Source organism: Blautia caccae (assembly GCF_040095955.1).
In the GTDB taxonomy this organism is placed as follows: domain Bacteria; phylum Bacillota; class Clostridia; order Lachnospirales; family Lachnospiraceae; genus Blautia; species Blautia celeris.
Map to the genome: position 1 here is coordinate 136449 of NZ_JBBMFP010000005.1, position 12043 is coordinate 148491.

Consider the following 12043-nt stretch of genomic DNA (forward strand, 5'->3'; position numbering starts at 1 on the left):
TGAAATCTCGGAAATACTGTGATACACTAATTTTGTTTGACGATTAGGAGGTGTAATCATGGAAATTTTGAGAATTGTACTGACGATTTTATTCGTTATTGATTGTATTGGGTTGACCGTTATTATTCTGATGCAGGAAGGAAAATCTCAGGGACTTGGCACAATTGCTGGTATGGCTGATACCTATTGGGGTAAAAACAAGGGCCGTTCTATGGAAGGGGCACTGGTTAAAGCCACTAAGATCATGGGAATTTTATTCTTTGTTCTGGCACTGGTTTTGAATCTGAAATTTTAAGAGATGGCACTCTTGCAGTCACGCAAGGGTGTCATATTTTTATAGGCGAAAGACGCCTTTAGTTAGGAGTAAATATTTGAAAAAAAATGCGCAGGTTAAGAAACGCAAAAAGATGCTGTATGAGATCATGTGCTGCAAGGAGTATACGCCTATGCGGGCGAAGGAACTTGCAGTGCTCTTACAGATTCCGGCAGGAAAAAGAGAGGAGCTTCATAAGACTCTGGACATGCTGCTGGAGGAAGGAAAAATAAGCATCAACAAGCGGGGCCGCTACGAGGCGGTGAGAAAAGAGAGCGGGAAGAAGGAAAAGGAACCTTCCCGTGAATATGAGAAGAAAAACAAAGCAAAACGTGAATTTTATCTGACAGGAACCTTTGTGGGCAATGCCAAGGGATTCGGCTTTGTGGAGGTGGAAGGTGAAGACGAGGATATTTTTATCCCCGAGGAACACACCGGTGATGCGCTCCACAAGGATACCGTACAGGTAAGAATCCTGAGAGAGGAAAGAGACGGAAGGCGCAGGGAAGGCGCAGTGGTCAAGGTACTGGAACACGGAATGAAAGAGGTTGTCGGCACATATGAGAAGAGTGACAGCTTTGGCTTCCTGGTTCCTGACAACAGAAAATTTTCAAAAGATATTTTTATCCCCATGGAACACTCCATGGGTGCTGTCAGCGGTGATAAAGTAGTGGCGGCTATCCGCAGTTACGGCAGCAGAAGCAGAAACCCGGAGGGAAAGGTGAAGGAGATTCTGGGCCATCTGGGTGAAAAGGGCGTGGATGTCATGTCTGTGGCCAGAAGCTATGACCTGCCCATGGAGTTTCCGGAAAAGGTGCTGAACCAGGCTGAAAGAATCAGGGAAACCCTCAATGAGGGTGACTATTACGGACGCATGGATTTGAGGGACTGGACCATGGTCACCATTGACGGGGAAGATGCAAAGGATCTGGATGATGCGGTGTCTATTACGAAAGAGGGAGAGTTCTATCATCTGGGCGTGCATATTGCCGATGTGAGCAATTATGTACAATACAACAGTGCCCTTGACAGAGAGGCACTGAAAAGAGGAACCAGTGTCTACCTGGTTGACCGTGTCATTCCCATGCTCCCCAAGAAGCTGTCCAATGGCATCTGTTCCCTGAATGCAGGGGAAGACCGCCTGGCACTCAGTTGTCTCATGGATATTGATAAGAAGGGAAATGTGATTGGGCATAAGATCGCAGAGACTGTCATTCATGTGGACAGAAGGATGACATATACGAATGTGAAAAAAATCCTGCTCCACGAGGATGAGGAGGTTACCGGGGAATACGCGGAACTGGCCCCCATGTTTTTCCTTATGCAGGAATTATCAGGGATATTGAGAAAGAAAAGAGGAAAACGGGGAGCTATTGACTTTGATTTCCCGGAAAGTAAGATAAAGCTGGATGAAAACGGCAGGCCTACAGAGATATATCCCTATGAACAGAATGTGGCAACAGAAATTATCGAAGATTTTATGCTGCTGGCGAATGAGACGGTTGCGGAGGAATATTATTTCAGGGAGATTCCCTTTGTGTACAGAACGCACGATAATCCGGACCCGGAGAAGATGGAGGCAGTGCTTTCCATGATACGCGGAACGGGAATCAAAGTGAAAAAGGCAAAGCAGGAGATCCATCCAAAAGAAGTGCAGCGGATTCTGGATGAAATCGAGGGAATGGATTGTGAACCTTTCTTTTCCAGGCTGCTTCTGCGCTCCATGAAGCAGGCAAAATACACCACTGACTGCAGCGGACACTTTGGACTGGCAGCCAGATATTACTGCCATTTTACCTCTCCGATCAGGAGATACCCGGACCTGCAGATACACAGGATCATCAAGGAGACCATCCATGGAAGAATGACCCAGGATAAGAAAAAACATTATGGGGATCTCTTGGACGCGGTTGCCAATCAGTCCAGCACCTTGGAGCGCAGAGCAGAGGAAGTGGAGCGGGAAACTGTGAAGATGAAGAAAGCAGAATACATGGAATCCCATCTGGGCGAAATCTTTGAGGGCACCATATCCGGCGTTATGGAATGGGGCTTTTACGTGGAACTGTCAAATACAGTGGAAGGGCTGGTGCATGTCAATACACTGACCGATGACTACTATATCTTCGACAGGGAGCATTACAGCCTGACCGGCGAAACGACAAAAAGACAATATATCATGGGACAGAAAGTAAAGGTGCGGGTTGAAAATGCGGATATTGTCACAAAAGCAGTGGATTTTTCACCTGTGATCGGGGAAAGTGAAGAAATGGTGAGAGGAAAGGATTAAAATTATGGGAAAAGAATCAGGGATTCGTCTGATTGCAAACAATAAAAAAGCCTATCATGATTATTTTATAGAAGATACCTATGAGGCGGGTATCGAGCTTGCAGGCACTGAGGTAAAGTCCATGCGCATGGGAAAATGCAGCATTAAGGAGTCCTTTATTCAGATTGACAGAGGCGAGGTCTTTGTCTACGGCATGCATATCAGCCCTTATGAGAAAGGGAATATCTTCAATAAAGATCCTCTGAGAACCAGAAAGCTTCTCCTGCACCAGTATGAGATCCGTAAGATTGCAGGAAAAATAGCAGAGAAGGGTTATACCCTGGTACCGCTTAAGGTTTACTTCAAAGGCAGCCTTGTGAAAGTGGAAATCGGCATCGCAAAAGGCAAGAAGCTGTATGACAAGAGGCAGGACATTGCCAAGAAGGATCAGAAAAGAGAAGCTGAGCGGGAATTTAAAGTAAAAAACTTATAAAAAAGCGCGGGAATAAATTCAGTGAAAAGCGAGGAAACCAACATGAAATTTTGTGATATGCCGTATGAGAGAATTGACTTTGGAAAAGTAAAAGAGGAACTGCTGGGACTGATGAAGGCATTTGAAATGGCAGAAAGTGCACAGGAACAGTTTGAGATCCACAAAAAGTATTATGCCCTCTCTGACCGGGTTTCCACACAGGTCACCCTGGCATCCATCCGGCACAGCATGGATACCACAGATGCGTTTTATGAAGAAGAAAAGGCTTACTACGATGAACAGGTGCCTGCTTACAGCAACCTGTCTGTGGAGTATTTGAAACTGCTGTATCATTCCCGGTTCAGGGAAGAGCTGGAGCAGATCATCGGGCCTGTAGCATTTAAAAATATGGAGCTTTCCTTCCGCTGCGTAAATGAATCCGTGATACCGATCATGCAGGAGGAAAACGCGCTGGTGACAGAATATGAAAAACTCCTGGCCAGTGCCAAAATAGACTGGGATGGGGAAATATTAAATCTGTCTCTTTTAGGTCCTTATCTCAAGCATAAAGACCCGGAAGTCCGAAGACGGGCATATGAAAAGCAGAATGCATTCTTCATGGGTATTGCGGATAAACTGGATGAGCTGTACGACAAGCTGGTAAAGAACAGGACACGCCAGGCAAAAGAGCTGGGCTTTGAGAGTTATACAGAGCTGGGATATTTGCGTATGCAGCGGAACAGCTACCAGAGAGAACAGGTGGAAAATCTGAGACGGCAGGTAAAAGAGGTCTTTGTGCCATTTGCGGAGAGTCTGTATGAGAACAGAAGAGAGCGCCTGGGTCTGGATAAGATGTATTTTTCAGATGAACAGGTCTATGGAAAGGATGGAAATCCCCAGCCGTTTGGGACACCGGAAGAGATTCTGGAAGCCGGACAGAAAATGTACGGAGAGCTTTCAAAAGAGACAAGGGAATTTTTTGACTTCATGATGGAGAACGAGCTTCTGGATGTGTTCGGTAGAAAGACAAAGGCAGTGGGCGGATATATGACATATATACCGGATTATAAATCTCCGTTTATTTTTGCCAATTTTAACGGAACCAGTGATGATGTGAATGTCATTACACACGAGTGCGGGCATGCTTTTCAGGGGTATCTGGCATCAGAGGACCCTATTCGGGAGCATGCTGATATCGGTATGGAGACTGCAGAGATCCATTCCATGTCAATGGAGTTTTTCACGGAGCCCTGGTATTCTCTGTTTTTTGCCGGAGTCAAGGCTGAGGCATACCGGGAGATGCATCTGGAAGATGCGGTATTATTCATTCCCTACGGCTGTATGGTGGATGAGTTCCAGCACAGGGTCTATGATGATCCGGATATGACGCCAAAGGAGAGAAAAGCCGTTTGGAAAGAGCTGGAGAAGACCTATAAACCGCATTTGGATTATGGCAGTCTGCAGTTCTTTGCAGAGGGCGGTTACTGGCAGCGGCAGCATCACATTTACAGCTTCCCTCTCTATTATATTGACTATGTGATTGCACAGCTCTGTGCCTTTGAGTTCAAAAATAAGATGCAGGAGAATTATGAGGAAGCGTGGAAAAGCTATCTGCAGCTCTGCAGACTGTCTGCTTCGGATTATTTTGAAAATCTTCTGCGGAAAGCCGGACTGCGCTCCCCCTTTGAGGATGGATGTATTCAGGAAATCGTGGATAAACTGAAGAAGGATATCACCAGGTAAGAAAAGCTGCGGCCGGGATAGGATTCCGGCCGCTGTAAAGCAGTGATCAGATGTATGCTATGACTTTCTTTGGCGGCACATAAGAAGATACGCAGCCAGCCAGATGATACTGTGCAGCAGAAGTACAAGGATGTATTCCTGCATATGTCCGCAGTATCCGTTTATAAGGTCCAGGATGCCATAAAAAGCAGCGCTTGAGGGAAGCAGATATGTTATGGTATGCAGGAAACTGTCTTCCGGAATGACCAGATAGAACAGCACCGGGGGTGCAAGGAACAGTATCATAACCATTTTAATAAAGACAATCCCGGACATAAGCCCGTCTGAAAAATGTCCGATGAACAATCCCGCAAGAGCGGCAAGAAAAGCAGACAATAAAATGACCAGAAGCAGCGGGATTATCATATCCGGGGATATGCGTATGCAGATAAAGGCAGTAAGCGCGGCGGACAGAACGGCACCTATATATCCCAGAGAGAGTTTCTGCAGCATATAGCCCATCTTAGTCATAGGCATCACTTCATTCACAAATCCGATTCCCTCTTCCTTTTCATTGATCATATTCATAGCGTTGAACGTACATCCCATGAACAGAGCAGTTGCCATGGTGATGGCTGTCAGCAGCGGTTTCAAGCTGTCACTGCTGCCTCCCGGCACAATATCTATCTCGTAGGAGGAAAGTGCTGCCCGCTCCTCATACATCTTAGGAAGGGTATTTCCGATTACGGTATTTACTTCCAGTTCATCTCCGGAGAGAACGGCAGTGAGGCTGTCTCCGTTTTGGATTACACCGATCAACTGTGAGGCTGGCTGGTTGACTGCAGTTTCCATAGACTGTCTGTTTTCATACATTTCCAAACGCCCCATGCTGCGGAGCCAATGGACAGCGTCAGAGGTGAGGCTGTCTTTGACTGCGGCGAAACCTGTCTCACTGACTGAGGATAAGTTTATACCTGACAGCAGGTTGACAGCCAGTCCTGCAAGGATGGGAAGCAGAAAGGTCAGGATACACATTTTATCGCGGCGGACATTTTTTAACTGAAAGGTTATTCCTGTCATGTTACCCCTCCTTTGCCATTTCATGTTTCAGAGTCCGGCAGACCAGCATAAACAGTGACAGAACCGCTGCTGCACAGATTGCATAATATATGTTACCTGCAGGTTTCATGCCGAAATATGCGTTTTTCAGAGCCATAAACAAGTGATACATAGGATGGTATCTGATCCATTTCCAGGATATACCGGTCTGCCCCGCAAGAAAAACCGGTGTTGTGACAAATACGGCAAGTATTAGATACAGAAGGGAAAACTGCCGGAAACCCTGCAGGCATACGGCGCAGAAAAAACCTGTAAGTGCCATGACAACGGACAGAATACCTGCCTGGATCATAACAGCAGGCAGTACGGATAGTCCCTGTGAAACACCAAGATTAACTAAAGTCAGTAATGCCGCGAAGATCAAATCTGCCGCGAGAAAGAGCACCAGTTTGGAGAGCACTATGTAAGTCTGACTGACCGGCAGCGTACTGTGCACCCGGATGACACCCATCTGTTTTTCTTTAAACAGGGTGGAAGCCAGTCCGAGAAATCCCACTGCAGACAGTTCAAAGAAGAGAAATTCACAGGTGATCTCCCGCCTGTTTTTCATTTCCTTTGTATTGGTGCCTATGACTACAGTTTTCGTTTCAGAATCTGGGAAAAGCAGGGATACCGCATAGGCTGCCCTGCTGTTGTCGGTGCGCCTGATACCGGAGGAGACCATGTAGATGCGGGGAACACGGCCGGAGGCGTCAATCCCTACAGAATAACCGTCTGAACAGGCCTGATGCATTTGCTCTGCACTCTCTGATCTTATAGCTGCAGAGGGGGCAGTGCTCTGAACCCCCATGGGGTCATAGAGGTATACAGGGTAGATTTCCTGGTCCAAACGGACATAGACCAGGTTAATATAACAGGAATAGAGAATAAGGGATCCAAGTGTCAGCAGGAAAAATTTTGATGCCAGCATCAGGCGGAAATCTTTTTTGAGAAGAGAAAATACAACATATCTCATGAAATCAGCCCCTTCCCTGTATATTGGATAAAGATATCTTCCAAAGTGGGTTCCTTTGTATGGATACTGATGATTTTATCATGTGGGAAAGGGAAAACCCGGGATAGGCGGGACAGCTCCACGCTGACAGTACAGCGCTTATTTTCATAGAGATAAGTGACCTCTGCCATATTGCTGTTCTTTTGTTCTTTCAGCTTTTGCGGCGTATCCAGTGCATTGATCTCCCCGTCCGCTATAAATGCGACCCTGTCGCAAAGCAGGTCGGCATCCAGCATATTATGGGTGGTAAGAAAGACGGTAGTTCCTTTTCGGCGTTCCTCCTCAATGATTTTCCGAAACAGCACAGCTCCGGATGGATCAAGCCCGCTGGTCGGCTCATCCAGAAACAGCAGCCTGGGATTGTGTATCAGCGCTCTTGCCATGCTGACCCGCTGCCTCATGCCTTTTGAATAGGAAGATACCGGCTTTCGCAGAAAATCCTTTTTAAATTCCAGCATTTCCAAAAGTTCTGCAGCATTTCTGCGTCTTCCGGCGGGATAGAAAGAAGCAAAATAATTCAGATTGTCAAGAGCACTCAGATTTGTATACAGGTAAGGAAATTCAAAGAGCACACCGATCTGACTTCGGAAATCCATGGGATGTGCATCCGGTTTCTGCCCAAAAAGGAGTGCTTCGCCGCAATAACCGCCAAGAATCCCTGTCAGTATTTTCTGTGTTGTGGATTTGCCTGAACCGTTGGGCCCCAAAAAACCGAAAATTTCTCCGTCATCCACAGCAAACGTCAGACCGTGCAGCGTTTCATGGCCCTTTTTATAAGAAAAACGAAGATTCTTAACATCAATCATGATTCATCCCCCCATTTGTCGTTATCGAACTTTCTTTTTTCCACTCTGCGTTTGTTCCACCATCTCATAAATTTCACTTTCAGAGGTATGGAAAGTGCAAAAATCACGGCGATTATGAGCCACCAATACCATGCAAGACCAAAGAACATAAAATCACCTCCCTTGTATAAGATAGTCTATACAGGGAAGGTGAAGTCAGTGTGGGACTGCTGTGAAGTTCATGTGAAATAACTGTCCGCTGCAAAAGGGGAATCGTTGTCCGGGAATCATGTGATAATAGGGAAAGAAAAATAGAATTCCACTCCGTTCTTATGATTACGGACGCCATAGGGAACCCGGTATGCTGAGAGCACCTGGGCTACAATCGCCAGCCCCAGTCCGGAACCGCTGCCGGCAGTATTCTGTCCGCGGTAGAACTTGGACCAGATTTTTGGAAGTTCCGGTTCCGGAATGGGGGCGCACTGATTGAACAGGGAAAAGGACAGCTCCTTTTCAAAACAGCTTATAGTGAGGCGGATTTCACCGCCTTCCCGGACATTTTTTCTCGCATTTTCAATGAGATTGTCCAGCACCTGTTCCATGCGTTTTGAATCTGCCCGAATCAGAACAGGAGTATCAGGAAGCCGGTAAGTGAAACGGTAATTTCCGCCCGGGGTGCCGAGGAGCAGGCGTCCGGCACACGTCTCTGCCATTTCAATAAAATCAAAGGTTTCATCAGAAAGTTCCGCGGAACCGGACTCCAGTGCGGACAGATCCAGCAGGGATACCAGCATATGGCTGATCCGGTCTTCGGCAGATAGTATGGCATCCAGATACTGCTGTTTTTTTGTCTCATCCACCTCATCCTTTAAGCCTTCCGTATAAGCGCGTATGAGTCCAAGGGGTGTTTTCATCTGGTGTGACAGGTTATCGGTCAGCTCTTTTCTCTGAGCCTGCAGAAGACGCTCTTTCTGCACATCTTTTTCAAGCTGGATATTTGCCTGCTCCAGCTTTTGCAGTGCGTCCTTCAGATTGGCGGACATGGTATTCAGGCTTTGAGAGAGTCTGCCGAATTCGTCGTTGGAGTTTATGCGGCAGCGTGCTGTGAAGTCCAGATGTGCCATCCGCTCTGCCTCCCGGTTGATTTCGTTTAAGGGGGTGGAGATGAGGCGCCCCAGCAGAATATCCACACAGATGATAACGGCTGCCATAAGGCAGAACCATATGAGAAAAGAAAGACTGCTGTCTGCAGGCAGCTCCGAAGTGAGCAGATAGAATAAGACAATGCTTCCGCCCATGAGTTTTGAGAGCAAAAGTGTTTTTTTACGGATCGTGGTCAGTTGAAATGCAGATAGTATTTTTTTCATAGTCATACCTCAAACTTATAACCGGAACGGATGAGGGTTACAATATGCTCTCCTTCGCTGCCGAGCTTTTGGCGCAGAGTTTTGATGTGGGTATCCACAGTTCTTGTATTCCCTTCAAAATCATATCCCCAGATACGGTTGAGGAGCTGTTCCCGGGAAAAGACCTGGTTTTTGTTCAGCATGAAAAGGCGCAGCAGTTCAAATTCTTTATGGGTCAGTACAGTTTCCGTGCCGCTGACGGTAACTGTATGGGAGGAGAGCTGCAGCACTATGTCTCCGGCGCTTAGGATATCCTGCGGATGGACAGACGCAGCGCGGCGCAGGAGGGCATTGATTTTGGCGAGCAGTATTTTGGGACTGAAGGGCTTCGTGATATAATCGTCGGCGCCGTATTCATAGCCTTTTAATTTGTCTGTCTCGCTGTCTTTTGCCGTGAGAAATATAATAGGGATACTGCACATTTCCCTGGCAATCCGGCATACGGAAAAGCCGTCCAGATGGGGCATCATAATATCCAGGACAGCCAGATCCACAGGATTATTTTTCAGGATCGTCACAGCGTCTATGCCGTCATCTGCCGTTATACAGGTGTGTCCTCCGTGGCGCATATAGTCTGTCAGGATATCCTGCATACCTTTTTCATCCTCAGCAATTAAGATCAGTGCCATTTTCGTCTCCTTCTGTTTTTGTTCTTTAGTACAGGCTTTTATAACTGCCTGATCAGATTTTATTATATTACGTTCCAAAAGGGAATGCAAACAGAATGAAAAAGAGCTGCCCTATGCGGACAGCCCTATGTTACTGTTCACGGCAGAGCCGTAATCATTCATGGAAAAGTCCGCGGCGTTTTGCTTCAGCGGATATCTTGTCAAACAGCTCCTGTTCGCTCTGCGTCTCTTTAGGAACAGCTTCGCGTCTGACCGTTTCGGCGATCCACGCTTCAAATGCTTTGTCTGCCTTTTTATCAGAGTTTTCCAATCAAATCACCCCTGCCTCCATTATAAAACCGTAAGTCTGACAGATAAACTGGTAAATAATGGAAACAGCAGACTGCCATCCGAGGCAGTCTATTGATTCCGGTATACAGTGTAGGCGATAATATCTATAAATTCGCTGTTTGAGGGGCATCTGGAAAGCTTGTAACCGGACAGCTCCTGCAGATATGTTTTATTGTTGTCCCAGCACTTCTCGATAACAGTTCTTATGTCACGTTCTACACTGACTTTGGTAACCCCATACTTATGAGCAATGACAGGATAGACATCCTTTGTCACCTTGAGACATTCATCGTAATTCTCGGCAGCAATGTGAATTGCGTCCAGCAGATAGCGGTATCCTTTATATTTTGAAGTAATGCCAAATTGCCTTATGATTTTATCTTTTGTATGCATGATTATTTACCCTCCTCATATGTTCTATAATATTATAAAGGAGATTCGTATAGAGAAAGGAAAGTTCGACATTATAATGCAAAAAAAGACCTTCGTTACACTGAATGTACAAAGGGAATGAAAATGCAGAGTGTCCTGGAAATAAAAAAAAGACCCGGATGCCGGTAAAACCAGGCATTCCGGGTAAAATAAAAGTGGAGCTGATAAGTCAATATCCGAACACTCCGGATTCGGATGGCACTATTAAGTGGACCTGGCGGGAATCGAACCCGCGTCCGAAAGTCTATCCCTTGAGGCATCTCCCATCACAGTCATTCTTTTAACATTCCCTCATACAACCGCCGGATGACAGGCTGATGTACTTAGTAGCTTCATGAATCTTTTACTTTCTCAAAGCTTTGAAAGTAAAGGGCCCTGCAAAGTCGATGCCGGATTCCCGGGCAGCAGGTGACCCGGGGCCGACAAGCTGCAATTAGGCAGCTAACGCTAAATTATTATTGTCTGCGTTTATATTTAAGTTCCAGGTTGTTGCGCAGTCCCGGAGTCTGCGGATGGCTTCCCCAACTTCAAAACCCCCGTCGAAACCAGTACAAGCCCATAACTGGACTTCACTGTGGAAGTATACTATAGAATAGCGTCTTTTTATGGTTTTGTCAAGGGAAAAGCGTAAAAAAATTGTTTTGTGCATAGGCGGGAAGCAGCAGGCTTGACAGATAAATCTGTCTGGGATAGACTGAATTTAAATGAATCACAAGGGGAAAGCAGGGGGAGGGCCCATGGGGGACAGTTTCCCTGCAGACAGAAGAGATGATGAAGTTATCAAATAAGAAAAGAAAGTATAGGAAGTTCTGGCACGGCTGTTTACTTCTTGGAATACTTCTGACTGCTCTGGCTGTGCCTGTCTGGGGACGGGCCGGCGGCGGAAGTTCGGGCGGAGGCGGCGGACACAGCGGAAGTTCCGGGGGAGGCAGTTACCACAGCGGCCGCTCCTCATCCCGCAGCAATCTGACGGGGAATATTCTTTTCGGGGTGAATGCTATTGTCGTTACCTGCGGCGGAGCAATCGCGTTTACAATAAAAGCCAAAAAAGCTGCTGCAAAAAGCAGAAATCTTATGCGCCAATATGAAAAAATCGGAGGAAACTGGGATTACCGGGAAGTACAGCGTCAGGTGGAGGAGGCTTATTATCAAATACAGGAGTGCTGGAGACGGATGGACGCCGGTTATGCGGCTGCCTATCTCAGTGAGGAACTGCTGGAAGATTTTAATATGAAGATTCAGTGGATGGAAGTGAGGGAGGAAGAAGTGGTACAGAAGCATGTAAAGCTTCTGAGCGCAGTGCCGGTAGGTGCCTATGACGAACTGGGAGAGGAGAATGACTGTATCTGGTATCTGATTCACGGCAGCATGGTGGGGTACTATATTAACAGGAACACAAAAATCTGTGTGCGCGGCAACACGAAAAAAGAGAGCTTTTATGAATACTGGAAATTTATTTACCGGAATGAGCGGTGGGTTCTCCAGGAGATCAGACAGCAGGATGAAATAGATATCAATCAGTTTGTATAAAAGCATTTGTTCACAAATTCAACAAATTTTTCTGCTATATTTAAC

At 46.4% G+C, this 12043-nt stretch carries 13 protein-coding genes and 1 other RNA gene; 5 read left to right on the forward strand and 9 right to left on the reverse strand.

What is annotated here, in order from left to right; translation table 11 throughout:
- Positions 1 to 58: 58 nt before the first annotated feature.
- From secG to WMO65_RS07315, 4 genes are all read left to right on the forward strand, one after another.
- On the forward strand, positions 59 to 295 hold the full coding sequence (gene secG, locus WMO65_RS07300; RefSeq protein ID WP_018596465.1) for a preprotein translocase subunit SecG: 237 nt from the start codon (positions 59 to 61) through the stop codon (positions 293 to 295).
- A gap of 112 nt (positions 296 to 407) precedes the next feature.
- Positions 408 to 2600 carry a ribonuclease R gene (gene rnr, locus WMO65_RS07305; protein ID WP_103731384.1) on the forward strand — a complete coding sequence of 731 codons (2193 nt, stop codon included), beginning with the start codon at positions 408 to 410 and terminating at the stop codon, positions 2598 to 2600.
- Between the two features lie 4 nt (positions 2601 to 2604).
- Positions 2605 to 3072 (forward strand): SsrA-binding protein SmpB, encoded by a 468-nt coding sequence (smpB, locus tag WMO65_RS07310; RefSeq protein ID WP_033141140.1) that lies wholly within the window; start codon positions 2605 to 2607, stop codon positions 3070 to 3072.
- 42 nt (positions 3073 to 3114) lie between these two features.
- The gene (locus WMO65_RS07315; RefSeq protein ID WP_148392954.1) at positions 3115 to 4794 is read left to right on the forward strand and encodes a M3 family oligoendopeptidase; all 1680 of its coding nucleotides are present in this window, start codon (positions 3115 to 3117) and stop codon (positions 4792 to 4794) included.
- Between the two features lie 57 nt (positions 4795 to 4851).
- Here WMO65_RS07315 and WMO65_RS07320 read toward each other — a convergent pair whose 3' ends face one another.
- The 9 genes from WMO65_RS07320 to ssrA all read right to left on the reverse strand — a co-directional run bounded on the left by WMO65_RS07320 (position 4852) and on the right by ssrA (position 11026).
- Positions 4852 to 5853 (reverse strand): ABC transporter permease, encoded by a 1002-nt coding sequence (locus WMO65_RS07320; RefSeq protein ID WP_148392953.1) that lies wholly within the window; start codon positions 5851 to 5853, stop codon positions 4852 to 4854.
- A gap of 1 nt (position 5854) precedes the next feature.
- Entirely contained in the window at positions 5855 to 6847 is a 993-nt protein-coding gene (locus tag WMO65_RS07325) for an ABC transporter permease (protein WP_148392952.1), read from the reverse strand.
- Positions 6844 to 7692: an ABC transporter ATP-binding protein gene (locus tag WMO65_RS07330; RefSeq protein WP_148392951.1), complete on the reverse strand. Its 849-nt coding sequence runs from the start codon at positions 7690 to 7692 to the stop codon at positions 6844 to 6846. The genes WMO65_RS07325 and WMO65_RS07330 overlap by 4 nt, the downstream gene beginning before the upstream one ends.
- A complete protein-coding gene (locus WMO65_RS07335; RefSeq protein ID WP_181014410.1) occupies positions 7689 to 7841 on the reverse strand; it encodes a hypothetical protein in 153 nt (50 codons plus the stop codon). Before WMO65_RS07335 ends, WMO65_RS07330 begins: the two co-directional genes overlap by 4 nt.
- A gap of 117 nt (positions 7842 to 7958) precedes the next feature.
- Positions 7959 to 9038: a HAMP domain-containing sensor histidine kinase gene (locus tag WMO65_RS07340; protein ID WP_306799953.1), complete on the reverse strand. Its 1080-nt coding sequence runs from the start codon at positions 9036 to 9038 to the stop codon at positions 7959 to 7961.
- A gap of 2 nt (positions 9039 to 9040) precedes the next feature.
- On the reverse strand, positions 9041 to 9706 hold the full coding sequence (locus WMO65_RS07345; protein WP_054352358.1) for a response regulator transcription factor: 666 nt from the start codon (positions 9704 to 9706) through the stop codon (positions 9041 to 9043).
- A 154-nt stretch (positions 9707 to 9860) separates the two neighbouring features.
- Complete coding sequence (locus WMO65_RS07350) at positions 9861 to 10016, reverse strand: hypothetical protein (protein ID WP_156120842.1); 156 nt, start codon at positions 10014 to 10016, stop codon at positions 9861 to 9863.
- Between the two features lie 89 nt (positions 10017 to 10105).
- A complete protein-coding gene (locus WMO65_RS07355; RefSeq protein WP_033141133.1) occupies positions 10106 to 10429 on the reverse strand; it encodes a sporulation initiation factor Spo0A C-terminal domain-containing protein in 324 nt (107 codons plus the stop codon).
- A 245-nt stretch (positions 10430 to 10674) separates the two neighbouring features.
- Positions 10675 to 11026: a transfer-messenger RNA gene (gene ssrA / locus WMO65_RS07360) on the reverse strand.
- 210 nt (positions 11027 to 11236) lie between these two features.
- Between ssrA and WMO65_RS07365 the strand changes: the two genes are divergently transcribed.
- A complete protein-coding gene (locus tag WMO65_RS07365) occupies positions 11237 to 11998 on the forward strand; it encodes a Tim44 domain-containing protein (protein ID WP_103731379.1) in 762 nt (253 codons plus the stop codon).
- Positions 11999 to 12043: the final 45 nt, after the last annotated feature.